General features: G+C 62.6%; 21 protein-coding genes and 1 pseudogene. 7 read left to right on the top strand and 15 right to left on the bottom strand.

Annotated features, from left to right (window positions below):
• Positions 1-120: 120 nt before the first annotated feature.
• From ACIQG9_RS12970 to ACIQG9_RS12930, 9 genes and pseudogenes are all read right to left on the bottom strand, one after another.
• Positions 121-1,254 (bottom strand): annotated as a pseudogene (locus tag ACIQG9_RS12970) (recombinase family protein); the annotation flags it as partial.
• A 325-nt stretch (positions 1,255-1,579) separates the two neighbouring features.
• Positions 1,580-1,906 carry a hypothetical protein gene (locus ACIQG9_RS12965; RefSeq protein WP_400401130.1) on the bottom strand — a complete coding sequence of 109 codons (327 nt, stop codon included), beginning with the start codon at positions 1,904-1,906 and terminating at the stop codon, positions 1,580-1,582.
• Between the two features lie 101 nt (positions 1,907-2,007).
• Entirely contained in the window at positions 2,008-3,033 is a 1,026-nt protein-coding gene (locus ACIQG9_RS12960) for a DNA-methyltransferase (protein WP_400401128.1), read from the bottom strand.
• Positions 3,030-3,788, bottom strand: a complete 759-nt coding sequence (locus ACIQG9_RS12955) for a replication-relaxation family protein (RefSeq protein ID WP_400401126.1) — start codon at positions 3,786-3,788, stop codon at positions 3,030-3,032. The genes ACIQG9_RS12960 and ACIQG9_RS12955 overlap by 4 nt, the downstream gene beginning before the upstream one ends.
• Positions 3,789-3,961: 173 nt before the next feature.
• Positions 3,962-6,163: a type IV secretory system conjugative DNA transfer family protein gene (locus ACIQG9_RS12950; protein ID WP_400401124.1), complete on the bottom strand. Its 2,202-nt coding sequence runs from the start codon at positions 6,161-6,163 to the stop codon at positions 3,962-3,964.
• Complete coding sequence (locus ACIQG9_RS12945) at positions 6,160-6,333, bottom strand: hypothetical protein (protein ID WP_400401122.1); 174 nt, start codon at positions 6,331-6,333, stop codon at positions 6,160-6,162. Before ACIQG9_RS12945 ends, ACIQG9_RS12950 begins: the two co-directional genes overlap by 4 nt.
• 767 nt (positions 6,334-7,100) lie before the next feature.
• Positions 7,101-7,400, bottom strand: coding sequence for a hypothetical protein (locus ACIQG9_RS12940; protein ID WP_400401120.1), 300 nt, complete (start codon positions 7,398-7,400; stop codon positions 7,101-7,103).
• On the bottom strand, positions 7,397-7,699 hold the full coding sequence (locus ACIQG9_RS12935) for a hypothetical protein (protein ID WP_400401118.1): 303 nt from the start codon (positions 7,697-7,699) through the stop codon (positions 7,397-7,399). Before ACIQG9_RS12935 ends, ACIQG9_RS12940 begins: the two co-directional genes overlap by 4 nt.
• A gap of 197 nt (positions 7,700-7,896) precedes the next feature.
• Positions 7,897-8,220: a hypothetical protein gene (locus ACIQG9_RS12930; protein ID WP_400401116.1), complete on the bottom strand. Its 324-nt coding sequence runs from the start codon at positions 8,218-8,220 to the stop codon at positions 7,897-7,899.
• Between the two features lie 191 nt (positions 8,221-8,411).
• On the opposite strand from ACIQG9_RS12930, the gene ACIQG9_RS12925 reads away from it, so the two are divergent.
• Complete coding sequence (locus ACIQG9_RS12925) at positions 8,412-10,487, top strand: hypothetical protein (RefSeq protein ID WP_400401114.1); 2,076 nt, start codon at positions 8,412-8,414, stop codon at positions 10,485-10,487.
• A 624-nt stretch (positions 10,488-11,111) separates the two neighbouring features.
• Here ACIQG9_RS12925 and ACIQG9_RS12920 read toward each other — a convergent pair.
• Genes ACIQG9_RS12920 through ACIQG9_RS12910 form a run of 3 tightly spaced genes read right to left on the bottom strand, consistent with a single transcriptional unit; the run spans position 11,112 to position 12,667 of the window.
• Positions 11,112-11,966 carry a helix-turn-helix domain-containing protein gene (locus ACIQG9_RS12920; RefSeq protein ID WP_400401112.1) on the bottom strand — a complete coding sequence of 285 codons (855 nt, stop codon included), beginning with the start codon at positions 11,964-11,966 and terminating at the stop codon, positions 11,112-11,114.
• On the bottom strand, positions 11,947-12,465 hold the full coding sequence (locus ACIQG9_RS12915) for a DUF6879 family protein (RefSeq protein ID WP_400401110.1): 519 nt from the start codon (positions 12,463-12,465) through the stop codon (positions 11,947-11,949). Before ACIQG9_RS12915 ends, ACIQG9_RS12920 begins: the two co-directional genes overlap by 20 nt.
• The gene (locus tag ACIQG9_RS12910; protein ID WP_400401108.1) at positions 12,449-12,667 is read right to left on the bottom strand and encodes a hypothetical protein; all 219 of its coding nucleotides are present in this window, start codon (positions 12,665-12,667) and stop codon (positions 12,449-12,451) included. Before ACIQG9_RS12910 ends, ACIQG9_RS12915 begins: the two co-directional genes overlap by 17 nt.
• A gap of 240 nt (positions 12,668-12,907) precedes the next feature.
• On the opposite strand from ACIQG9_RS12910, the gene ACIQG9_RS12905 reads away from it, so the two are divergent.
• Genes ACIQG9_RS12905 through ACIQG9_RS12895 form a run of 3 tightly spaced genes read left to right on the top strand, consistent with a single transcriptional unit; the run spans position 12,908 to position 16,201 of the window.
• Complete coding sequence (locus tag ACIQG9_RS12905; RefSeq protein ID WP_400401106.1) at positions 12,908-13,858, top strand: hypothetical protein; 951 nt, start codon at positions 12,908-12,910, stop codon at positions 13,856-13,858.
• Between the two features lie 2 nt (positions 13,859-13,860).
• Entirely contained in the window at positions 13,861-14,469 is a 609-nt protein-coding gene (locus tag ACIQG9_RS12900) for a hypothetical protein (protein ID WP_400401104.1), read from the top strand.
• A 22-nt stretch (positions 14,470-14,491) separates the two neighbouring features.
• Entirely contained in the window at positions 14,492-16,201 is a 1,710-nt protein-coding gene (locus ACIQG9_RS12895) for a diadenylate cyclase (RefSeq protein ID WP_400401102.1), read from the top strand.
• On the opposite strand, the gene ACIQG9_RS12890 is transcribed toward ACIQG9_RS12895, so the two are convergent.
• A complete protein-coding gene (locus ACIQG9_RS12890; RefSeq protein WP_400401100.1) occupies positions 16,198-16,380 on the bottom strand; it encodes a hypothetical protein in 183 nt (60 codons plus the stop codon). The two genes, ACIQG9_RS12895 and ACIQG9_RS12890, sit on opposite strands and share 4 nt — an antisense overlap.
• A 302-nt stretch (positions 16,381-16,682) precedes the next feature.
• Here ACIQG9_RS12890 and ACIQG9_RS12885 point away from each other — a divergent pair, with 302 nt between their 5' ends.
• Together ACIQG9_RS12885 and ACIQG9_RS12880 are read left to right on the top strand one after the other, a co-directional pair.
• Entirely contained in the window at positions 16,683-21,038 is a 4,356-nt protein-coding gene (locus ACIQG9_RS12885) for a hypothetical protein (protein WP_400401098.1), read from the top strand.
• A 585-nt stretch (positions 21,039-21,623) separates the two neighbouring features.
• The gene (locus ACIQG9_RS12880) at positions 21,624-22,022 is read left to right on the top strand and encodes a hypothetical protein (RefSeq protein ID WP_400401096.1); all 399 of its coding nucleotides are present in this window, start codon (positions 21,624-21,626) and stop codon (positions 22,020-22,022) included.
• 191 nt (positions 22,023-22,213) lie between these two features.
• Here ACIQG9_RS12880 and ACIQG9_RS12875 read toward each other — a convergent pair whose 3' ends face one another.
• Positions 22,214-22,810, bottom strand: a complete 597-nt coding sequence (locus ACIQG9_RS12875; protein WP_400401094.1) for a hypothetical protein — start codon at positions 22,808-22,810, stop codon at positions 22,214-22,216.
• A 562-nt stretch (positions 22,811-23,372) separates the two neighbouring features.
• On the opposite strand from ACIQG9_RS12875, the gene ACIQG9_RS12870 reads away from it, so the two are divergent.
• Positions 23,373-24,371 carry an NAD-dependent epimerase/dehydratase family protein gene (locus ACIQG9_RS12870; protein ID WP_400401092.1) on the top strand — a complete coding sequence of 333 codons (999 nt, stop codon included), beginning with the start codon at positions 23,373-23,375 and terminating at the stop codon, positions 24,369-24,371.
• A 50-nt stretch (positions 24,372-24,421) separates the two neighbouring features.
• Here ACIQG9_RS12870 and ACIQG9_RS12865 read toward each other — a convergent pair whose 3' ends face one another.
• Complete coding sequence (locus ACIQG9_RS12865) at positions 24,422-25,396, bottom strand: Acg family FMN-binding oxidoreductase (protein ID WP_400401670.1); 975 nt, start codon at positions 25,394-25,396, stop codon at positions 24,422-24,424.
• Positions 25,397-25,398 lie beyond the last annotated feature (2 nt).

Here is a 25,398-nt window from a genome sequence, read left to right as displayed (position 1 = left end):
CAGGACGGCGTCGCGCACCTCTGCGACCCTCTCCGGCCTGGGCTCGAACGTCCGATAGAACCGGGCGATCCCATCCTCGACAGCGTGCAGCCGAATCCCACCTCGGCGGCAGTTGTTGGCCTTCAGCTTCTTCTTGACGCAGTGGTAGTACTCGTAGATCCCGCCGTTGCCTCGATGGCGACTGAAGACAAGGCGACCGCCGCAGGAACCGCAGAAGATCGAGCCACGCAGGTAGTGGGGCCACTTACGGTCCTTCTCGCCAGCATGCCGGTGTGCCGCCAGTACATCCTGGATGCGCAACCACGTCTCGGGAGTCACGAGAGCTTCGTGCCGTCCTTCGTAGTGGAAGCCGTTGTAGGCAACCACGCCCATGTAGTACGGGTTGCGCAGCAGGTTGTGCATACTCGTTGGGTTGATGGGTTCGGAGGGCTTGGTCCGTGTGGGACGGGCGGTCAGGCCTCGGCTGCGAGCCGCAATGACAAGTTCGTTTACGGTCCACTCACCGGTGGCGTATTGCTCCAGGCACCAGCGCACGATGGGTGCCCGCTCGGGATCGAGGATGACCCGGGAGACACCTATGCCTTCGACGAACTCGCGTACGTTCAAGTAGCCCAGGGGAGCGCGGAATGGTGTTCCGCCTTCCTGGGCCTTGCGCACAAGGCCCTTCATGACCTCTTCGGCCAGATTCTCACGGTAGAACTCCGCCGTGTCGGCCATGATGTTGTGTAGAAACCGGCCGTGGGCGCTGTTGGTGATGTTCTCAGTACAGGAGACCAGCTCCACGCCAGCGCGGGCGAGCATCAGCCGAATCGCCATGTCGTCTTCGCGGTTCCTGGCCAGCCGGTCGATCTTGTGGACGATAAGGTAGCGGATAGGACGTTTCTTGAGATCCTTGAGCATCGCCTGAAGCTGCGGCCGCTGGGTCGACTTGGCGCTTTCTCCGGCATCGATGTAGGCCCCGACGATCACGGCACCGAGCGCTTGCGCTTTCGCCTCACAGGCTTCTCGTTGGTAGGGGATCGAGTACCCCTCTTCGCCACCACCTGTACGGGCTTGGTCGCGGGTGCTGACACGAGCATAGAGGAACGCCTCGCTCGTGTCGTTAACTGCTGGAGCCTTGCTGCGGCTGCTGCGCGGTGGTGCCTGGCTTGCGGTAGCGATGGCACTGCTTGTTCGTGGCTGGTCTGATGTCTGGTTACGGAGACCCTCGATGATGTCCTTGCGGGTTGTCTTTTGCAGCCGTTGGTATGCCATGCTGCGCAAAGTGACATCGTCTCGGGTTTCCCGATCTTGATCCGTTCCCTGATCTTGGTCCGTGCAAACCGGCAGGTCAGCAGGCACTTCTTCCTCCCATTCCTTCATTTCATCGCGCCTCCGCGCGTCCTGGGGCCAGGCAGGATATGTTCTCGCCGATCCCGGCGCAAATCTTCTTGATCTTGATTCTTCATTCATATTCCCTTCTATTTTGTCAGGCCGAAATCTAATTGGAAGCTGTGGTTTTTGCAGCTTTGCTGTGGATAAGTGGGGGTGGAAGGCCGGCGTGTCGCGCGAACCCTCCACCCCCTTTCGCGGCAATGCCTTACGCCTGCGCGGGGGCCTCGTTGCCCCGCCGCTTGCCCGCAGCCTTTGCCTCGACGGGCAGCGTGCCGGTGTCCCCGAACAGCGCCTGGATCGCGCCGCGCCGGGCGGCGGCCTCCCGCTCGATCTCCTCAAGCACGGCAGCGGCTCGCGCAGCGAAGTCCGGCTGTGCCTGCTTGTGTTCGACGTACAGCTCCACCGCCCGCCGCATGGCGTCGGTCAAGCTCAGTCCGTCGAGCTGCGCCACCAGGGCGAACTGGGCGTGCAGCTCGTCCGGCAGCTTCAGGCCGAGTGTCTTGACGCCGGTCTTGCCGTTTCCGGGTTCCATCTTCTGGAACTCCCTCCTCGGTGTTGGTGCGGCTGGCCACCCGCTCTTGATGCAGGTGGCGACAACAGCCGCACGGCACCGGGGAGTACCGGGACGCGGGTTCATCGGCCTTGCCGCTTTCGCCATGCGCCGAGCCGTTCCTGTGTAAGGGCTGCGTACGCCGGGTTCAGCTCGATGCCGATCCAGTGGCGGCCGTGCTTCTCGGCCGCCACGGCGACAGTGCCGGATCCCATGAATGGGTCGAGCGCAACACCCGGCTGCGTGGTGGCGTTGCACCGGCAGCCAGGTCGCAGCGTGCCGAGCGTCGGGATCGGTTGCTGGCGGTCGACGGCCTCCCGCCTCCACGGGGTGCCGCATGACGCGCAGGTTCTTTCCGGGCAGGTGGCCAGCAGCGGACGTTCGGCGAGCACTAGCGGGAAGGTGGCGAAGTGGGCACCCCGGTAGCCAGCGGTCGGTAAGGACCAGGTATCCCCGGGGTTCTTACCGAGCGGGTGTCCGGCGCGGCCTTCGGCCTTGAGCTGGTTGAGACCTTGGTCGTCGTCGAACCCGATGTCCGGCGGCAGCGCGTCCTCCGGGAGGTAGCGGTAGCCGGAGGCGTTGGGGCGCTTCTTCGCCTTGGTGATGAGCGGCAGGCGGATCGCGTCAAGGTCGAAGTAGTAGCGCGGTGAGCGCACCAGCAGGAACATCGCCTCGTAGGTGCAGCTCAGCCGGTCGCCCACGCTGGACGGCATCGGGTTGGTCTTGGCCCAGACGACTTGGTTGCGGATGAGCCAGCCGTCGTCGAGCAGGGCCAGGGCGAGCCGCTGCGGGCCAAGCAGCAGGCTCTTCTTCGGTGCGCCCTGGCGCTGGTGGATCGAGTACGAGTCCGCGACGTTCAGCCAGAGTGAGCCGCCGGGCTTGAGTACCCGGGCGACCAGGCGGCAGACGCTGACCAGGTTGCGCACCCAGCCGTTGATGTCGGCCTCAAGACCGAGTTGCCCGTGGTGGCCGTAGTCGCGGAGGTTCCAGTAGGGCGGGCTGGTGATGCAGGTGTCGACGCTCGCATCCGGTAGCTCGGCCAACCGCTGGCGTGCGTCTCCAACGACGATCTGCCCGAGCGGAAGCCGGGTCCGTTCTGCCCCGCTCATGCACTGCGGCCTCCCCGGGCCGTAGCGGTGAGCACCGTGACCATGTCTTCCAGGAACGATGCGTGGAACAGGTGTTGGATGTCAGCGGGGAGTTGGGTGAGCGCCCTGGAGACGCGTTCGACGCTGCGTGCGCCGCTGGCCAGCCACAGCACGCGGGGGAATACCGCGTGCGCGGCTTGCTCGATGCCGCTGTGCCAGTAGGCGGCGTAGATGCGGCACCTACGTACGAGGGTCGGCACGCTTTCGGTGCCGCGGTCGACTTCCAGGAAGGCGCTGGACTCGATCTCACCGACACCGAGACGGACAAAGGCGTCGGGCTTCAGGATGGCTGCCTGTCCGCTGGGACCGGGGAACGATCGCCAGGCTGCGGGTTCGGCTTGGAAATCCAGGATCTCCAGTACACCTGCCCGTTCCGCTTCGACCAGTTGGACATACACCTCGCTGCCGTCGAGGACGTGCCCCATGAAGCTGGGGCTGGTCTCCCATGCCCGCCGGCGCCGTCCGCCCATGGGCCCGTCGACGGCCAGCACCGCTTGGCCGTGGCCGCTCAGTCCGTAGACGTATCCGGCGCTGCCCGCGCGCACGCCGCCGATGCGGCGGTCGAGCCGGACGACCAGGTTGAGTTCGGCCAGGCGCTGCAGCAAGGCCCGTGCCCGACGAGCCCTTGTTCCAGCCGATCCGTCCGCGACGTGCAACCGCTGCACCTGATCGCCAGTCAGGAGGCGCAGCATGGCCAGGGAGTGCAGCACGGCCATGTCGCGGTCGCTGAGCCGCTTCCACAGGAGCTGTGCCCGTGGGCTCCGGGGTCGAGCCGGTAACGGCTCGACAGTCGTTGGCGCGACGACGACACGTTCGCAGGTCGGCGGCGTGATTGGCTCGACGCGGCAGGCAGGGCGACCGGTAGGGGTAGAGGAATCGGGATGCGGGCTCATGTGGTCTCCCTCCGCTTGAAGCCGACCGGGGCGTTGGTGGCGGTGTGGTTGCTTTGCCACCGCTGGGTGAGGGCCTGATCGAGTTCTTCGCCGTCCATGCCGTAGCGCTCGGCGCTGGCCTGGCGGAGCTTGGCTGGGTCGCTGGTCCAGGGCGGCAGCGACCGGGTGCGGATCGAGAAGGGTCGCGTCGGCTGTCCGTCGAGGTGGAGCTGTACGCACGCCTGGTAGGCCCGCAGGCTGAGCAGATCGTCGGCGGTTACGCCGCCGCCGAGGGCCGCAGCGAGTGGCTTGGCGTCACCGGGCGAGGGGCGAAAGACGATCCGGGACCGGGCATTGGCCAGTACTCCCGCCTGTTGGGCGGAACTGAGTTGGTCGAGGTGTTGGTGGGCAAGTGTCCAGGCCACCCCGAGGCCGCGGGACTGAGCGAGAGCGTCCCCGAAGTCCACTCCGCCCGGAAGGCGCAGGAAGTCTTGAAACTCGTCGACGACGATCGACACGGCTTCCCGCTTCTCTGGTGACAGTGCGGCCCGTCGCTGGATGGCGGACCATGCCTGGCTGAGCACCAGCGCCCCGAGCATGTTCGCGGCTGGTGTGCCGAGCAGCCCGCGGTTGAGGTTCACCAGGACGACCGTGCCGGGCGTGTTGAACAGCCCGTCGAGGCCGAACCTCGGCGCGGACTGGCCAAGCATCCGGCGCAGGTGCGACCGGCTGAGGATCGGGCGGAGCTTGTTCATGAGCGGGGCGACGTACCGGCCGCGTTCCGGCTCGGACAAGGTGTCGAAGCCTGCCCACCAGGGCGATAGCACCAGCGGATCACCGACCTGGGCGAGGGCCTGGCGGCGGAACGCCGGATTGGTAAGCAAGGCGGGTACGTCGCACAAGGTGCCGTCCGGCAGACGGGCAGCCGTGATGAGCCCGTGTAGGAGGACATCGGTACTGCGAGGGCCAAGGTTGCCGCCGTGCAGCTCGGTCAGCAGGTGCACCACCTCGTCGGCGTGGCGCTCGGCGTCTTCTCGCGGGCACGCCAGGACGTTGACGCCGATGGCCCGGCCATGGTCGCCGCTCGCTGGGTCGATGACCACTACCCGGTCGCGCCGGCCTTGTGGAATCCGGGCAAGCACATCATTGATCAAGTCCCCGCGTGGCTCAACCGCCAGCACCGAACGGCCCGCCGCGATGTCAGCCAGGATCATCGAGGCCAGCAGTGTCGACTTGCCAGATCCGGTCGGGCCCACGATCTGGACGTGGTGCAGGGCAGTCTCAACCGGCATGGCCACCAGCTGGCCGCGCTGGGCGGCGTGCATGCTCTCGCCGAGCACCCGGCCGTCGTCGCCTGCTTCCTCGTCCTCGTCGACGAGAAGTTGCTGCGGGGCCTCGTTGATGTGGCCGCCGGTGAGGGGCAGGTGTTCGCTCGGCGTCTCCTTGAGCGGCCAGCCGATCACGGCCGCCAGCTCGGCTGCCGAGAGCAGGCAGCTCCATGTCAGCGGGGCACGTCCAGCGGTGATGACTCGGCGGGCATACCGGGCACTGGCCCGGCTTCTGCGTAGTCCGGCGTGGGCGGTGTCGGCAAGGGCGAGGGCATCGCCCAGGCTCCGCACGATCGCCGCCGCTCGGGCCGGTGTCGGACCATCTGCCGCGACTCTGCCCCGGCACGCAAACAGTGCTTCCGTGACCTTCTCTCGCCACAACCTGAGGGCGGTGGCATCTGGTGCGTGGCGCGCACGCAGCCCGAGGATCTCCCCGACGTCCAGTCGGGTAGGCGGGTGCGGCTGAGTACGACCGGGCCCGACCGTCCACTGCACGACTCCGGTCTCCGAACCGGCGAGCCCACCGAGAACGGCGAGCAGTCCCGAGGCCACCGCTCCGGCGGTTTCCAGCCGCAGCGGCATTGCAAAGCCGTGCATCCGCATCTCGGCCGCCGTGGATAGCACCGGGCGCTCTATCTCCTGTTCCTCCCGAACACCCAGCCGGGGCAGGTGCGCAGCCATCTGCTGCGACAAGCTCCGCGCTATCCGGTAGTCCAGCCCCAGGCGCCACGACACCCGCCCGCCAATGCTCCAGACCTCAAGCACCACCAAGGGCACCGCGCCAGCCACGCCGAAGCGTGGCCGGGCGGCCAGCGGGCGCAGCACTGCTGTCACGTCGGCCAGCTCCATGTCGCGCGGCAAGCTCAGTGAGTACCAGCTCAGGCGACTCATGCCGCATCCTCCGCAACGGACTCCGGCTTGCTGGGCTTCTCGCCCGGCGACTGCTTGCCCTGGCGCAGCTGTGCGAGCTCGATGCAGGCTCTCGCCAGCTTCCTGATTTCTGGGTGGCTCCTCTCCTTGTAGCCGGTCACTGCGACCGGCTTGTTGTTGATCTGACTCACGTCTTGTCCTCCTTCCGATTAGGAGGCGGACCGGAGTAGCGGCGGCCGTTTGGGTATCTTGAACAAGACCTGCGCATTGATTTGCGCGGTCGAATTTTGCTTAAATATCCAATGACCGGTTACTCCGGCTCACTTGCTGCGGGGCAGTCATCACGTCCTACAAACCGACCCGATACTGCCCGGCAGCCCAGTCCCGCCCGCCTTCACTTATGCGGGAATCTTTGAATTTGGTCAAGATAGTTAAGTAATTTCCGCATCACCGATCGGCAGCCTTCTACCACGAGGCGAGTGTCGGTATTTGTAGCGGGATGACGGCCGCATCCAAGCCGGGAGCCCTGCGGGCTTGGTGGCGTGGATGCGGCCGTGATCTACCTACTTATCCGGCTGTGGCTTGCGGCGCTTCTTGCGCCACCCTTGCCGCAGCTCGTGTATCAACTCGCGAAGCTCTTCCTCCTGCAGCCGTCGTGCAAGGTCCTCGCGCTTGCCGATGATTTCTTTCCGGCCTTTTCTAGGCATAGAGGCACTGTGTCTCCCTTCCTTGAGTGAGATAACTTACGCAAGACCGCTAATGCGGCTTGCTTTGTCTGCCGCCTACCGTCGCCGCGAAAACACCAGCCAGTAGATGAGCGACAGAACGAGAATGACCGTCAGGAACGAGATCAGCGGGCGAAGCAGTTCCCAGACCACCCGCGCCGCCAGGGCCGTACCTACCAGAAGGAGTACCGCCCCCAGCAGCCTCGACCGCCAGGTGGACACCGGCTCCCGGCTCACCGCCAGTCGCCGTCGATGACGCCTCGGCGCGGGACACCGGTCCGGCCGACAGTGGCGCGACCGGTAGGCCCTCTCCGCGCGTTGGAGGCTCGGGTCATCTCGTCGTGCATCCGCGCCTGGGCGTTGAAGTAGGCCACACCCATTCGGTTGGCACGCTTCAGGGCCTGGATCTGGCGCTCAAGTGCTTGCTCCCGCTCGGTCGGCTCGTCCATGAGCCAGTAGAACAGCAGCGCACCGAATCCCATGAGGCTCGCCATGACCACGATGGCGACGACGAACACCACCAAGGCCTTCACTCGTACCCCATCTCCTGCAGCTCGTTGACGACCAGCGCCGTGAAGCTGTCCGCGATGGCCTTGAAGCGATACGCGCGCTCAGGGTACATCTCGGCCGCCTGCAGCTCCTGCTGTGTCAAGGACTCGGTGTACCGCATACCGACGTGGGCCACGTAGGCCCCGGCCTCAACCTCGGCCGCGTGTATCACTGCGCTACCCGCAACCTGCTCGACAGCCCTACCGACTGCCCGTGTCGTAGCCGACGACGTACGTCGCCTGGCAACAGCCGAGGACACGTCTCGGCGGATGGTGTTGGACATGTGACTCCTTTCGCCTGCGATTCAAATGGGATCGCCAACGAAGCTAGGACCCGGACCAACACCCGCCAAGAGCTAGCGCGGTTCTGGCCACATTCTGACCAGGCCAGACGGCCGTATGCAGGACTTGGACAAGCTTTGGACAGCGCCAGGACAAGCCGCAAAATGACGAGCCCACCCCGGGTTGGGGTGGGCGGGTGTCAAGATTTGGCTTGCTGGGTGGTTGACGCCCGAGCCGACGAATACCTTGAGACGTAGTAGTTCCAGATGAGTGGATTGAGACAGTCAGGTACGCCTTTCGCGAAGGAAAGGCTCAGGTCGTTTCGATCTAGGGCTACGGCAGTCCTGGGGCTTTCTCGCAGGTAAAAAATTGTCTGTACCCACAGAGTAAAGTCGCCAGCGGTGTACTCGACTGCATTGCCGAACTCTGCCCAGTAATCGAGCATGTCGCAGAATGAATTTTCCGCGTATCTATTTTCCACGAACGCGATGAACTCGTCTTCGAGTGAAATCAGATGCTCCACCGCAAGTCCTTTCAGAAGGCTAACCTTGCAGGGGATTATTATGAACATAATATGCAAAAAGTCAATATCGTGCAAATTTGGTTAAATCTGCAGGGCTGACTACTGCGCAGCCATCGCTTAAGTGCCCCGCCTAGAGGTCACTGTCAGTGGCCAGGTAATCTCTCGTTGGATTGGGTGGGAGGTCAGCTGAAGTGACTCTTGAGGAAACTCGCCGAGAGCAGATCCAGGGCTTGATTGACCTGGTTGGCAAGACAGTTTCTCCCGTATTGCTTGAGCAGCGATGCGCACCGCTCATCGACGTCCTGCGTCGAAATATTTACGGTGCCGATGCCGCGTTCGATGATGTTCTCCCTGAGGCCATGCACTATGTACTATTGCAGGTGATTAGGTCTGCCAGGGGTGAAGCTTTTGATGCATATAGGAAGAATGGGGTGCCCCGGCAAGACGTGTCGCGAGTTGCCGCTTTTAGCGAACTCGTCTATCCGAGTGGCAGGGAAGCTATTAATACGCTTGGAGAAATTCGAGCCCTCAAGCGTTTGACCTCGGAATGCTTGGCGGCGACTGGTCCGCTAATGCCGCGGCGACTTCAAGCTGCGCTGTGGCTCAATAAGACACCAAGTGCGAAGTCGATCATCCGGCATTCAGAAAATTGGAAGGATGGCAAGGCGGAGCCAATCCTGACCGCAGCGATGCTCGACGCAATCCATGCATACCTCGACTCCGATGATAATAAGTCCTCCCTGCGAGAACGCTTTCATTCCCCGAAAGTGAGCCGGATCAACTCGACGCTGGAAATCCCCACCCTAGCCATGGGCGCTAGTGTCGATGGGGGAATCCCGAATAATGACGCTGGAGTCCCAGGGAAGGGCCACTCAAGAACCGAAGGTGTCGTTTCCGCGTCGGAATTACTTCACTCGCTGGCTGCGGATGAGAAGGAGGTCAAAAACTTGGCCGCCGCTTTCCGTGTGCCGTCTTCGGTTTTGCGGAACTACACGCCTAACGATTTTGAAAAAGTTTTGCGCCAAGATGAGGTCTACTCTTCGGTGAGATTCTGGGTCTCCCTGAAAGCTTTTGTGAGGCCGCATTGGTGGCGGATTCGTGCGACTGCAACCTTCGCGCTAGTGCCATTCATGAGTTCACTCTTCGTTATTCTCGCGTTCGACTTCTCGCCGGCAAGTACGATTGGAGTGCTTTGGGAAGTGCAGAGGACTGCGAGCCATCCGATAGGCTACACCTTTGCTGCAGTCTTTTCGCTACTTGCTGGTACAGTGACTCTCGCGGTGCGTGAACGTTTTCGTTTCAATCTCGGCGTGGCGGGGGTTTTGCCGATTCTGTTTTTCCCCCTACATATGGGTATCTTGTGGAATGATACGGTGCTTGTAAATAAGTCCGGATACATTCGAAAAGAAATCTCTTCGTGGCATACGCTCTACGAGAACAGATTTGAGCGCTCCGGGGCTTGTCGCACGATTGAAGAAAATCTGCCAAACGCATGCAGCGTCGGTGGCGACGCCCTGCGCCTCGACCTGGGCGACTCGCCTACTATCGCCATACAGAGCTACGGTGGAGACGCAACGCTTCTGGAAGACTACTACGTGGAAACCCGACTTCGCGCAGAGGGTTCGATCACCTCATGTGGGATAAGGTTGAAGACCGGAGACCATGATCTTTTCTTTCGCGTCAACTCAGAGGAATATGACGAGGTAGGTAAACGATACCGGCCCGAAGTAGTTAGCCTCCGGCTGGGCGATCCGCTCGATCGAACCGTGCAAACCGAGGCGGTGAAACCCTTGAGTCAGCTCACTGAGTTGCCATTCGTACGTCGTTCTGTCTATTTTTTGCCGGACCGCAGGGATTGGACGACAGTGGCGGTTTTTAGAGGCGGTGACGAGATTGCTTTCCTCGTTAACGGGTATCGCGCTATGCGGCTTAGGGTGAGCGACGAAGCGATGCGACCTATGGCATCGATCCTTGCTGAGGGAGTCGCGGAGATATTCCTGTCTGCGAGTTTGACTACCTCAAGGTCATGGTACCGAGGTGACACTTGGCCTCATGGACTGGAATGGGACAGCTTTAGCTTCGATCGCGGCTCGCTTGCTTATGGCTCGGATGGTTCCGCCGATGTTGAGACTCCTCGTGGTTTACCCACTTTAGCCCCTCCCGCTGCACGAAAATCTCCCGCCGATCCTTGGCCTGTCCCTTGCTGTCGAGCACGTACCCCGTCAGCCACACCCACCCCCAGTACGTCGGCTTCGGGCAGACTTTGATGACTCGGAACCGGAACCCTCGGTCGCCCGCGAACTGGATGCTGGCGGCCTTGTCGATCTCCAGCACGTCACCCGGCTTGGGCATCGGCAGTTCAGGTGGGGAAGGCGGGTGCCCGTCGCTCCTGCCGGGCTTACCGTTCGCGTTCATCGTGCTGACGGGTTGCCGTGCCTGTCCTGCTGCTGACTGTGTCCCGCTTCCTGAGGACGTCGGCCGGGGCCTTCCGCAGGGTCGACGCGCCGCACTCCGGGCACCACCGCTCCTTGACCTTGAAGCTGAAAAGCCCAGCCAAGAATCCCAACAAGATGGCGCTAACCAGCGCACCAAGCGTCATTGCGGTTCACCCTTCGCCTGTTTGAGGGTGGCTGCCGGACGGACACCGTTGCCGCGGGCCGTCCGGCAGCCCAAGGGAACCTCGTCACCGAACGGACAGACGTCGAGACGTCATGGCCAGGCGAATGGCCGGCCGTTCGTCCCGTCGTCAGTGGACATCCGGCTTGGGTGCCGTCCCCGGAGTCCACTGCAACGACCGCCTTTCGCACCTGGCGTCCGTCTTACCGAAGTTCCGCAATGACGGTATGAGCAGGCCGCCGACGTCGTCCACGATGTTGCGAAGTGTTGCGACGCTACTGGCTAAGTTGATCGATCGTGCGGCCGATGATCGCCCGTGCCTCGGGGCCGTACACAGCCGACACCTGGAGGCGGTCGAACATCCGGGCGTACAACTCGATCTCCTGGAGTCGGGTCACCTCAATGCTCGCTGTGGGCGTCTCCAGGGCGACGAGCAGATTGTCGAAGATCCAGAAGCCGGTGGAGGCGACCGCCGGGCGTTCGGTCATTAGAGGGACGATGCCCACCGAGACGTTCGGGAGGGACATCACCGCGAGCAGGCGGTCCAGCTGCCCGGCCTGGGTAGTGGCGTCCCCGAACCAGGTACGCAGGGCTTGCTCCTCCAGCACCACTACGAACCGCTTGCCCCGCTGGTAGAGCACCCGCTGACGTTCCATCCGCACCGCCACGGCCTCGTCCAGGTCGTTGGGTGTCTCCAGGAAGTCGATCCAGAACGACAGCATCGCCGCTGTGTAGTCGGCGGTCTGGAAGAGCCCAGGGATGGCGTTGTGTTCGTAGATCCGGAACACCGACGTCTGCTCGTACAGGGCGAGGGTATGCGCGCCGAGTACTCGCTTCATGCCCGTGCGGCTTTGGCGCCGGAACTCCAGGTACGCCGACTCCACCGCCCGCAGCGTGGCGGTCAGGTCCGGGATCTGGTCTTCTGCGTTGCAGGCTCGGCACCAGGCGCGGATGTCGTTGTCGGTCGGCGGCTGGACGCCATGCTCGATCTTGCTGACCCGCGTAAAGTGCTGGCCGGTCAAGGCCGCCAGCGCCCGCCCCGTGAGCCCTGCTTCCTTGCGTAGCTCACGGAGGCGGACGCCGAGAGCCTCCTGGCCCTGGCGGGCAGCGCTAGACGGGTTGGTAGTCACGGTGCGGGATGGCCAACTTCCACACGTCCTCGAACGCCGACCGGCACAGCCGCAGGTCGTGGGGATCGTCGGACGCCACCCGGTCTACCGCCAGGCCGTTGCCCGCGTAGATGAGGAAGACCGCCACGCGGTCGTCGAACAGGTAGTAGTCGTTCCCCGGCAGTGCAAGCGACGACACCAACCGACGCGGCACCCAGCGGATGTCCTCGCCAGCGTCCACCATGGGCTCGGCGATGCTGTGCGACCAGCGCTGATAGTCGCTGAGTGGTTCAGACACGATGCGGGCGCGGCGTACCGACCGGCCTGCCTTGACGTGCTCGCGCAGGCTTTCGCACCAGTCCTCCAGCCACGCCAGGTCATCCGGCTCGCCGGCGGCCCACTTCGCCATGTAGGGCAGCTCGACCGCGGTGCCGTAGGCGTCGCGCGTCTCCAGGTGGACGGCGTCGCGCTCGAAGGTCACGAGCAGCCGATCGAACTCGCCCTCACTGATCGAGGCCACGGTCCTCCTGCCTGAAGAACTGGAGCATCCGGTCAGGGATCTCCACGCAGGACTCACCCTCCGGGATGCTCATCTGTGCCAACACGGCCGGGTCCGACACCACCCAACCCTGCACCACCCAGCTGTCCCGGTCGGTGCGGTACACCGTGGGCGAGCCGGTCGGGTTCGACTCCGGATCCATGCCGATCAACGTTAGGCGCATGTTCCACTCCCTGTCCTGCTGGTTGCGGGATGTTGCGACGGGGCCATCCTGCGGGCGGGGAGGAGAGACGTCAAGGAGTAGGCGAAGGATTGCAGATGGTGACGAAGTTCTACGACATCCGCACGGGGAGCAATGGATGATCGCTTTCCCTCGCGTCCCTCTGAGCACCTGACAAGCGCTAAGCTGTCGGACCCGTGCGTTACTGTCCCTGCAACCATCTGAAGCGCACTGCCTGTCATGATGGCTATTGACGTAATGTTGCGGACAGAAGAATATAACTTCATATTAGTTGGGGGCAAATCAATGCCAAGAAAGAACGAAGCGACTCTCGCCGGTTGGACCGGAAAAGCGAGCGACAGTGAAGATGTGCGATACCAGTGGACCAAGGAACAGATCTCCGAGGCGATCAAGGCCTGCTCTTTCGATGGAAATTCCTACGATGTGTACCCGAAAGGGTCATATCCAAATCACACAAACGTCGTGCGGGACAGTGATGTGGACATTGCTGTCGAGTTGACCGGGTTGACTCGACACGAGTTCATTCATGGCGCTTCGGGGCTCTCGCTGAGAGATTTCGGGATCCCTGTCTACACCGGGTCATACAACGTACTGCGGTTTAAGAACGAGGTTGAGGCGGCGCTGGTAGACCGGTTTGGGCGGGCCGCAGTCGAGCGCGGCAACAAGGCCATACATGTCCGGGAATCTGCACGAAGCCTTAAGGCGGATGTGGTTGTCTGTCAGACCCTCATCTCACACAGTAGCCGACATTCTGAGCGTCAGGGCATTCTGATCCGACCCGATAACGGGGGCGAGATTCATAACTTTCCTAAGCAGCATCTGTCCGAGGGGGTTGCGAAGAACGAGAGAACATATCGACGATACAAACGAACGGTGCGTATTTTGAAGCGACTCGAAAATGAAATGGTGGATGTTGGCGCAATCGATGCCGTGCCCTCGTTTCTGATCGAGTCTCTTGTGTTCAACGTGTCAAACGGCGTTTTCAATAACCATGCGACTTGGACAGAGCGAGTGCGTGGCACGTTGAACGCTATCGCTCGGACGTACAAGGAACGGGATGGGTGGGTTGAGGCCAACAACATCAAGTACCTGTTCCATGACTCCCAACCATGGACTGAAACGCAGGCGGACTTCTTCGCTCGCACTGCCCTTGCATACCTGGAGCTAGACTGACCATGCCAAACAGTGCCTGGACGCGTGGCTTAATCTTTCTTGCAGCAGGCATTTGGTTTGGCCTGGCTTTCATCCTGGGCATGCCTCTTAACGAGACATGGCTGAGGCTCGTCGGTGGCGTAGCTTCGATCGTCGTTCTTTTGCTTCTAGCATTTGACCTTTTTGCTTGGCGCTGGTTTCCGGCATGGCTGGTTAAGCGCCCGAATATTCGCGGAACGTGGAAGGCTACTTTTCGATCGAGCTGGACCGACGCCGATGGCAAGCCAGTCGAGGGGGACTGCTACATCGTCGTTCACCAGTCCTATTCGAAACTCTGCATCGAGGTCTACTTCGCCATCTCAGACTCTGTTTCTACGAGTGCGAATATCCTACAGGGGGAGGGTCGATCAACGCTGTGGTTTACATACCGGAGCGAGGGTCATGCACTTGAGCAGGAGGGTAACCCTCCGCATCGTGGAGCAATGATGCTATATATATCTCTGCAAGGGCGGCCGGGATTGGCTGGTGACTACTGGACGGAACGCAAGACAAAGGGTCGGATAGAAACCTCTGGCCGCTCAAAGAAGTTGGCTGGGAGCTTTCAAGCTGCAAAAGAGTTGAAATATGTCTAGGCGGAAGGTCATCGACCAGTTCATGTGGGGCTACCAGTACCTGTTCCGTTCCTCGCTGGAACATAGTTCCGATAGCGCGCTGAAGGCAATCGGGTTCGCTGGTGAACCTAAGGCGATGCTTGTAGGCTTTCAAATATCAGGACAGCATGCATATGACGTATGCATCGAGCCCGAGGATGGCCCGTACAAGCCCAGCGATTTCGCTGGAGCGAGAAGGCGAGCAGTAGAGCTGTACGATAATCATGAGGAACGAAACATGATACACAGCCACCCCGGCATGCATGAGACGTTCCATCGGCGACTGAAGCGTCGGCTGCTGGGCGAGGCAATCGTGGAGACTCTGCAACAACACCATGCAAGCCACGGCCGAGAGTTCTTCTTCGGTGGTCCGACTGTGGTAGGCGATTACCGTGTATACGCAGTTATTCATGTGGCGAAAGAAGAGCTCGCCAAGGTTCCGCGACTGCAGTCAACTCGGCGCGATCGATTCAGCCTAGCACCCTCATTGGTACATGCCCTTGTAGAGGAGATTCTGTACCGTGCGAGCATGAATTTGTTTGTGCCGGACGCTGGCGCAGACCTTGAAGTTCTGGGTGCCGGAAGCCCGGAACTTGTGAGAAGTGCTACCTCGAAGTTCGTTCGCGGTATCCTTTATCGTGCTGGCTCTATCTTCGCCGAAGATCATGACCTGCTTTTCAGTGCCATATCGGCGTTGCCCTACGAGGGTCGGTCTGGAGTTGGTCGCCTGATTATCGGCGATCCGGCAAATAACGCCATTAAGGTGGCACTTAAGCTCCGAAATCCGGTGCCGGTTCAGGACACACGCGCCGTACGAAAGCTGGTTGAAGCAAGCACGGAAACAACTGGGATTTTGATGCACGATGGTGACATCTACGGTTTGGGAAGCGTTTCGAAAGGCTATGATGAGACAGATGAGGCGCTGTTTGAAGTTGCGCTCCTTGGACGCGGTTCCTGGGATGTCCGTCATGGAGCAGTTGCACTACTCAGTGTCCGAGATGGAATTGCACATCTTCCTGCAAATATCCTCGACTTCGAGATCCTGGCGGATAGTGTAACTCGCAAGCTCACTCGACCTGATGTTTCCAAGCTGGCAGCCTTGGCAAGGGCAGCCAGCCGGAACGATCATGGTGCGATGCTTGTGATTTCAGACGACGCGGCAACTGAGGCTGCGCGCCTTGAGCCGCAAGCATGGTCCGTGGAACCGTTTGCTCTGTCGGAAGATATGCTCAGCCAGCTAACGGCGATGGACGGCGCTATCTTAGTTGACCCCGAAGGCAATTGCCACGCGATTGGCGTTATTCTCGATGGGCGCGCTGCAGGGCGGGGTGACCCCGCACGGGGTAGTCGATTTAACAATGCGTTGCGCTATCTGGACTCAAGTCCTCCTCCGGCAGTAGTGGTTGTTTACAGCACTGACGGGGGCGTAGATGTCTTGCCAAAGCTAGAGCCTCGGGTTGCCAAGGAAGCTGTCGCTGCTGCCGTTGAGCGCTACCTTACACTCGCCGTCGTAAGGCATCCGATCTTTAAGGAGGTGTACGGCGCCTGGGACAAGGTGAAGGCATACCAGTTCTATCTTTCCCAGGAGCAGTGTGATGCACTGAATGGCGCTCGAAAGGAGTTCGAAGAGTGGAGGATGAAGACCCACGGTATGAGCATTGGAGCAGGGCTGCTCGCGCCGCACCCCCTCATGGAAGAAAGCTACTGGATCTAGTTGATGAACTCCATCCAGCGGTCTTCACGCCTCTCGGCCCGGGTTTGCAAGACCGAAGTCAGGAAGCTGCGCAATTCCTTCTTGTACCAGAAGACGAGTACCAGCGCTTCCTTGAGAAGGTGCAATACTGCATGGTGATGCGTTGCGCTGTCATACGAATCAGAGTACTGAACGGTCACGGTGATGTAACTCTGGGCAACCTGTATTGATTCGGCAACAGGAAGGGGCGAGGCATCCTTGTGATGAGGCCAGCTCATTCACTTCCCAGAGATGTTTGACAAATATTGCTGTGTTCCCACAATATAGATGCTATGAGTTCCACTTGCCCGAGGCCATCTGCACGACGCTTGTACTCTGCTTGGATTGAATCGGAGACCGGAGCATGAGTCCGCGACCTGGCGGCGAGACTGACAAGTTCGGCAACCGATACGAAGGCGCTTGGACGGTACGGCATGTCCTGCGGGTTCTATCGGGGGCTGGAATGTCTATTACAGTCGAAGATATCGACGAGTTCGCGGAAGGCGCGGAGTTTACTTTTAGTGATGGCATGTCGATACAAGTCCACCAGGTGAAGCGTCAGAACCGTAACGCGAACAGCTGGACTCCCAAGTCATTGCAGGAAAAGGGTATTTGGGAAAACGCTCGCAAACATGTCAGCGCTGGTCGCAGGTTCCACTTCGTCTCCATAATTCCTGCCCGCCCAATTCAAGAGTTGGCTGATAGGGCTCGGCGCTCGTCCGACCTAGATTCGTTTACCAAGAATTTTCTAAGTGACGAGCTGAAAGAATCTTTCGATCAGCTTGCCTCTACTGATATCTTCGGATCGCCTGAGGCAGCATGGACTATTCTTCGGGGCTTTTGGATCGAGTGGCATGACGAGCGAAGCCTCAATGACATAAACGCTGTAATTGCTGACATGCTTCTGGAGGGTGCGGCAGGCCGATTGGCTGCAGTTGGTTTAGGGGACTTTGTTCAGCAGAATCTAGGAGTCCGACTAGATGCTGCGGCTATTGAGGCAGGCTTGTCTGAGTACGGACTACGGCGCGCCCAACAAGTGCGAACGGCGACGATCGCCGAACATGCCGCTGCCATCACGGCGGGTTGGATCGCCGGGATTGAACGCGAACTCATAAAGCCGGCCATTCCCAGGAGTGAGACGGCTAGGCTCGTTGAATTATTGGAGGGCGAGGACCAGCTACTACTCCTTACGGGTGACGCAGGTTATGGCAAGAGCGCCGTCCTTCACGAGTTGGCCGGTGAATTGACCACCAAGGATGTAGCAGTTCTTGGCTTCCGCCTCGATCGTCTTGAGGCTTTCGCGTCAACGGCCGAACTCGGTGAAAAGCTTGGGCTGACAGTCTCGCCGGTGTCCGCGCTCTCGGTGGTAGCGGGCCAACGCCCGTCTGTACTCGTAATAGATCAGCTTGACGCCGTCAGTCTCGCCTCGGGGCGGATGCCGCGCAGCTTTGACGCTATTGCAAACACGATTAGAGAGGCTGCCGCTTTCCCGACGATGCGGATCGTGCTCGCTTGTCGAAAGTTTGACGTTGAGAATGACCACCGTATTCGGGAACTGGTTACTGGTGAACGCTCTGCAAGAGTAGAGCTAGGGAAGCTATCTGAGTCGCAGGTGGCAGACGCGGTCGACAAGATGGGGCTTGATCCAGATTCTCTCGACCAACGACAAGTAGATTTACTCCGATCGCCGCTGCACCTCGTGCTATTGCAGAGCATTGCCGACCAAGCCGGAGCCCTGTCCTTTCAGACTCCGAACGGTCTTTTTGATGCTTTCTGGGATCGCAAAGTGATTGCCTGTTTGCATCGTCGTGAAGGCACGCGCTTCGCGCAGGTCGCTAGAACCGTTGCGAGCGCGATGAGTTCGCGGCAGCGGCTTTGGATAGATGTCTCGACCCTTGACCATGACGATCTGACTGTCGATGCCGGTGTGCTGGTGTCGGAACATGTTTTGGTTAGGGACGGCCAGCGGATCGCCTTCTTCCATGAGGCGTTTTTCGGGTATGTCTTTACTCGGGCGTGGATTAGTCAACGGCAAAGCATCGTCGAGTTCCTCCTCGCTGGGGAACAGGAGCTATTCCGGCGATCTCAAGTTCGTCAGATTCTTAGTCATCTCAGGGCATCAGATCCGGGGAGATTCGTAGAAGAGGTTGAGGGCCTGCTCATGCATGAGCAGGTTAGATTCCACATCAAAGAAGTGGTGCTCGGCATCGTTCGCTCGCTTTCGGAACCGTCGAGTGCTGACTGGGACATGATGAACCGAGTCCTTGACGCCAACCCGCCATTCGAAAGTCGAGTGTGGTTGTCCCTGCGCACCTTGCCTTGGTTCGATCGCCTTGACGCCGAGGGGATGTTCGAGGAATGGCTCGCTAGTGGCGATGAGCGAGTCCAGGACAACGCGCTGCATATGGCGCTCGGTGGGATGAAGGAAAGGCCAGAGCGAATGGCGGAACTTCTCGCGCCACACGCGGGACGTGAAAGGTACGCCAACTGGCTGCTCTGGACTGTACGTTTTGCAAACGTTCACGAAAGCCGCCCACTCTTCGATATCCTCCTCGATGCCATCCGTACTGGCAAGCTACAAGATTATGGCCACGACCTGTGGATGTTTACCTACGACCTGGCGGAGCATCAGCCTGCATGGGCGGCGGAACTGCTTGTCGCGCACCTAGCTTTGCGGCCGAATGCTTTGGCTGTAGATGAGTCCGGAAGGGTAGCGCTTCTCCTTGACGGCGACGACGCGCTGATCAGACTAACGACAGGGGCTGCAAAGGGTGCTCCGCGGGTCTTCTGTGAGTTAATCACACCCTACTTATTGTCCGTAATGCGCCTGACGGAACGACCGTGGGCGGAGCATCTCCTTGCAGATGCACACTTCGGCTATCGAGTTCCTGACGACAGCTTCCATGAGCTTGAGGACGCGGTGCTTTTTGGTGCGGCCAGCGCTCTTCGAAGCTTCGCCGGGAATGACCCAGCGGCTGCCCGGCCCTTGCTGGAGAAGTTGGCAGCAGACCAGCATGAGGCGGCGCAATGGCTATTGTATGAAGGTCTGAGAGGTGCGGCGGCTTCACACTATGCGGATTGGGCGGGTAGTCTTCTTCTGGAGGGCTCTACCCGTTTCCTAAGCGGTTACATGTCCAATGGTGTCTGGACAACCCGTCAACTCATAGAGGCTATTACTCCTCACTTGTCCCCCGAACTGTTTAGCCGTTTGGAGAGCGAGGTGGTCGCTCTCCGGTTCTCGTGGGAGAGGAGGAACCCCGGTTGGTACGTCTTTTGTCTCCTGTCTGCCATGGGTGAGTCCAGGCTGTCCCTTCTGGGTCGGAGACGGCTAGGCGAACTCAGGCGTCTCACGGGAATGGATTCTCCAGAGGAGCCCGAGCCAATCGTCGTTCGTCAGGTCGAGTCGCCTATTGCACCGGATGCGGCCCAGTACATGTCTGACGAAGACTGGTTCCGCGCCATGGCGAGACACAACTCGAATCGGGAGAGCTTTACGACCTTTCGAGGCGGTTCCCGCGAACTATCGCATGTTCTGCAGGGCGAGGTGGCGAAGGATCCTGTGCGATTCGCAAGACTTGCCTTGCGGCTCGATGACTCGATTAATCCCGACTATACCGAGGCGATCCTGATGGGCCTGGGTGAAGGTGACCCACTCCCAGATCCCAATCCGGTTTTCGTAGCTATACGTCACATTGCTTCGCTTCACCTTGGGCAGAACGACCGATGGCTCGGCTGGCCGCTTCGAAAGAACTACCTTAAGAGCGATGTTCCCGCTGACATCATTACAATGCTCATCGAACGGATCATGAGCTCAGAGGACCCTGTCGCAGACAGATGGCCAAACCATGAGTTGGGTGAACGGGAATCGCTCGACGGTGTAATCATGTCGGAGGGTATGAACACGGCGAGAGGTAGCCTCGCCCTCACGTTGGGGTATCTTCTTGTTTACGATTCAGACGGGCGTCGCACGGCGCTGGTAGTGCCAGTCTTAGACCGGTTGGCGCAGGATCCATCTGTAGCAGTTCGAGCATGCGTTGCCCAGATTGTTGCGGGTTGCTTGATGCATGCGCGACCTCAGGCAGTCGATGCATTCAAGCTGTTAGTGCAGGGCGACGATAGGTTGCTTGTTGTTGAGACGGTAACTCGACTTATTAGGTACATCGGCAACGCCGACCCTGCGATCGTAATGCCACTTGTGCCGCGCATGCTAGCTGCAGAGGCTGCGGAAGTACGGCAAGGCGGCGGCGCCCTGGCGGCTATCGCTGCTGTGCAGTGGGGGCAGGAAGGTCTTCTTCAGGCTGTTGTTGCGGGCCAAGATGCCGCAGCTCGGACAGGCGCGGCCATGGCATGCGCTCATTTGCTTCCCGCCGCTACGAATTCGGCCGTGGCAGAGGACACCCTCATCCACCTGATGAACGATAGTGACAAGGGTGTTCGTGAGGTGGCAGCGGAGGTTGCTGGCGTTCTTCGCAATGAACGGCTGCGTCGATTCTCTCGCGTCCTGACCGCCTTGATCTCCTCAGAGGCATACTCCGAGGCCGTGCCGCAACTGTTAATAACGCTCGAACGTGCGCCCGATCGCGTTGATGCCCTTGTAATTTTGTGTGCTCGTCGGTTCACCGAAGTCCATGGTGCGGATATTGGCGACATTTCGACGGGTGCGGCTGGAGACGCGAGGGAGGTGGGGCAGCTTGTATTCAGAGCATACGCACAGGCAACTTCACATGGTCAGCGACGCGAAGCCCTCGACCTGATCGATCAGTTGCTAGCCCTCAACGCCTATGGAATGGTCGAGTTGTTTGATGCCGCAGAACGTTAGGTGTGCTTTGTTACTGTCTTCCTTTGGCGAGTAGCGGTCCTGAGCAGCCTCGCGCCTCCCAGTCCGGGTTCATAAGACCCTGGATCAGGTGCACCTCGTCGACTGTGTGCAAACCCGGCCTTCTGGGCTGATGGCTGTCACCTGTCCAAGATCCGACAAGATCGGAGGCTGCCGCGTCGAGTGCCGGTCTGATTACGTACGGCCATGGCTCAGAGGCCGCGTAAGCAGAAGGTCAAGTGCAGGGGACCGCGTGACGAGGACGGGCGCGCCTGTCAGCGCCCGGTCAGCCACGTAGGTCAGAGATGTCCGCAGCATCGCGGTCGGCCGGAGGTCCCCCTTCGTGGTCGCTTATCCGAGTACGCCAAGCACACTCCCAAGAAGGCCAAGTCGAAGCCACCGCCGCAGACTCAACGGACAGCAAGCTCGCCCCGTCCATCCCGAGCATCGACACGATCACGCCCGAGGCTCTCACCCGCAGTACGGGACGCCCTGGTTGCCGAGGCCATCCAGTACATCGAGGCGACGGTCACTGGCGGAGCGGTCGACGCAGCCGTGGCCCAAGCGGCCAGCTACGCAGGGGACAGGGTGTGGGATCGGCTGACGCGCGACTGGTCGGGGCGGAACTGCAAGGGACTCGCTCGCCTTGCCCGTGCCGCGCTGGACGGCAAGGACTGGCTCCATGACCGGGTCGGCGACCTGGTGAGCTACCTGTTGGAGGTGCTCAGTACGCCGCGTGTGGTCAGAGTCTTCGGCAGGGAGATCGCCAAGCGCATCCCGCTGCCCTGGGACCAGCAGCTCGTGGCCGTGTCGAGAGGTATGCAGATCGCGGGCATCGCGGTGTGCATGCTCAACGGTCGGGATCTGGCGAGGTGTGAGTGCTTCGTTGACGTCGTGATCAACGAGGGTAAGGAGCGCGTCCGTCAGTTGATGGACTGGGCAGCCAAGGACTGGCGGAACCTGGAGCAGCTCGTCCCTGCCATGTGAGACGGGTCAGGGTCCCGGAACGGTCAAGAGACTCTGCGTCGTCATGCCCATCGTCTGGCCATCGCAAGCAGACGTCTGGCCTCCCAACAGGGGTGTACAAGGGCCTCCATGAGTTCCACCAGAGCGTCACGAAGGCCCCGGCTCATCGAGCCGGGGCCTTCGTCGTGTCACCGGTCGCTTGCGGGTGCGGGTCAGCCGTTCCAGTGCTGGGCGACCAGGTCGGCGGCCTGCTGCTCCCACTGGGCGTAGTGGTCGGGGTACGCCGAGACCTGCACGGTCTGGGCGGCCTTGGTCAGCGGCATGTCCTGCCAACCGTCGACCTGCTTGAGGCCCTTGAGGAAGGCCGTCGTGGCGTACCCGGGGTCGGTGATCTGCTCCACCGTGCCCCAGCCCGAGGACGGCCGCTGCTGGAACAGGCCCTGGGAGTCGTGGTCGTTGCGGTCGCCCAGGTGGCCCAGGTTCTCCAGCTTGGACTCCTGGAGGCTGGTCGCGATGGCGACCACGGCGGCCCGCTCGTCCATGCCGGACTTCTTGGTGGCGTCGATGATCGCCTTGACGTTGGCGGTCTGCTCGTCACCCAGGTCGATGCGGGACTGCGCGCCCTGCACGCCGTGCGGGATCAGCTTGCCCTTGTCCACGGCCGGCTTGTCGACCTGCACGACTGCGACGGGCTTGGCGTCCATCGCCGGGGCGGCGTGGGCGTGGGTGGCCGGGCCGGCGAAGACGCCACCGGCGAAGGCCAGACCGGCGATACCGAGAACGCTCTTGCGCAGGATGGTGGTGTTCATGGGGATGCTCCTTCGGGGGGTCGGCCCGGAGCGTGCCGGGGGGCACGACTGGGCAAGCACCACGACGGGGCGCTCATGCGGGGGAAGTTCGAGGAGTCCCGGGCGGCCTTGCGACTCGCGCCCGGACCAGGTGTAACGACCGGCGGCCCCAGGTCATTCCGGGGCGCTGCCCGCCTCCCGGGCTGGCCGGGCGGGGGCGCTGCTGCGGTCGTACGGAGGGTGTAACGACTGCGGGCCGGCCGGGATTCCGCCGTGGGGGTGCCACCGGTCACGGGACACCGGCCCCAGGGTGCCCGATCCGTCCGGGCCGGGTACCCCGCGCCGCCGCGAGGCGGGACGTCCGGTCCGAAACCCCGCCCGCCCCGGGCGTGGAACCGGATTTACGGCTCACTTCGGCACCGGCGGCATGGAACCGGACGCGCGCCGGAATCCGCCGGTGGTCGGGGCCGGAACCGGACGTCCCGGCACGGACCGGCCGCGTCACGCGGGTTCTGCCGAGGGCAGATCCGCTACCGGTGAACAGGTGAGCCGATCGGCCGGCGCGGCCGGCAGGGTGGGACGCATGAGACTGCTGATGCTGGGCGGCACCGGGTTCGTCGGCTCCGCCCTCGTGGCCGAGGGGGTACGTCGGGGCTGGGCGGTGACCATGCTCAACCGGGGGCTGCACGGCGACACCCCACCGGGCGTACGCCGGTTGCGGGGCGACCGGTCCGCGCCGGACGGGCTGGCCGAACTGGCCGGCGGCGAGTGGGACCTGGTGGTCGACACCTGGGACGGCCGGCCCCGCGCGGTACTCGACGCCGCCACGCTGCTGCGCGCCGCCCGCCACTACGCCTACATCTCCAGCGGATCCGTGTACGCCCCACCGGTGCCGTCCGGCGTCGGCGAGCAGGCGCCCGTCGTGATGGCTGAGGCGGGTGACACCTCGGACGACGACTACCCGCGCTGCAAAGCCGGTGGCGAACTCGCCGCCACCGAGGTGTTCGGCGACCGGGCCCTGCTGGTACGGGCGGGGCTGATCCTCGGCCCGGGTGAGGACATCGGCCGGCTGCCCTGGTGGCTGCACCGGGTGGCCCGGGGCGGCGACGTCCTCGCCCCCGGCCCGGCGGACCTGCCCGTGCAGTACGTCGACGTGCGGGACCTGGCCGCCTGGACGTTGGACCGGGCCGCCGAAGGCGTCGGCGGGGCGTTCAACGTGATCAGCCGGTCCGGGCACACCACGATGGGCGAGCTGCTGACCGGGGCGGTGGCGGCGACCGGGTCCGACGCCCGGCTGCGGTGGACCGACCCGGAGCCGATCCTGGCCGCCGGGGTGGTGCCGTGGAACGACCTGCCGATCTGGATCCCGCCGGGCCACGAGTACCGGTGGTTGCAGGAGCGCGGCGTCGAGAAGGCGTACGCGGCGGGGCTGACCTGCCGCCCGGTGGCCGAGACGATCGGCGACACCTGGCGCTGGCTACGGCGGGTGGGTGCGGTGCCGCCCCGGGCGGGCCGGCCGGTGCGGGCGGCGGTGGGCCTGGACCCCGAACGGGAGGCCGCCCTGCTCACGACGGTGCGGTGACGGGCGTGCGGCGGCCGGGCAGCCGGCCGATCCGTCGACGCGCCAGGTCATCACGTTCGGGTCGCCGCCAGGTCCAGCACCTCGTCCACGCTCCGCCTCGGGGTGGGCACCCCCGGCTGGCCGTACCCGATCCGCATCACCATCTGCGGCGTGCCGTACCGCCCGAGCGACAGCCGCAGCGCCTCCCGCGCCCCCGGCACCTCGATCGGCTGGGAGAGCAGCGACACCGCCAGCCCCGAGTCGGTCGCGGCGAGCAGCACCCGCTGCAACGCCTGCCCGGCGAGCACCTGGTCCACGACGGTGTTGCCGGCCGAACCGACCACCGCCACCAGCGGCTCCGGCTCGAAGTCCCGGCCGGGTGCCCGGTCCAGGCCGCCGAAGCCCCGCGCCGGCAGCAGGTCCTGCGGTTCGGCCTGCGGTCCGCCGGCCCGGGTCGGGACCCCGTCGGGGGAGGGCTCGGCGCGGACCCAGGCGGCGCGTTCGGCCCGGTAGGCGGGGTCGCGTTCGAGCACCCGGTGGGCGCTGCGGGCGATCTCGGCGAAGGCGTTCACGGCGCTCACCCCGATGACCAGTTCCAGCCAGCACTGCTCGGCGCGGGCCGCCTCGCCGAGCCGCCAGCGGGCGTCGGCGGGCACCGGGTCGGGCCAGAACGGCGCCCGGTTGCTGAACCGGCGCGGGATCGCCGCGTACCGGCTCCGCTCGGCGGGGGAGGGCCGGCGCGGCAGGTCCGGGACCAGCCGGGCCAGCACGTCCGGTTCGGTCGGGTACGGACGCAGCCGTACGGTCGCCGGGGTGCCCGCCACGGCGAGCGAGAGGCGCAGGTTGAACAGGGCCGCCCCGCAGGCGACCCGCGCCGCCCAGCCGCTCGGGTCGGTGGCCGGCAGCCGGCGGGCCGGGTCGACGGACAGTTCGATCCCGCCGTCGTGGAGCCGGAACCGCCACGGCTGGGTGTTGTGCAGCGAAGGCGCGCGGACGGCGTCCGTGGCGGCGGCCCGTAGCTGCGCGACGGTGAAGCCGGTGCCCATGG

It is taken from the genome of Micromonospora sp. NPDC092111, from assembly GCF_044755745.1.
Lineage (GTDB): Bacteria > Actinomycetota > Actinomycetes > Mycobacteriales > Micromonosporaceae > Micromonospora.
Note: the sequence above shows the minus strand (reverse complement) of the source record. Positions and strands in the feature narration are given on the sequence as shown.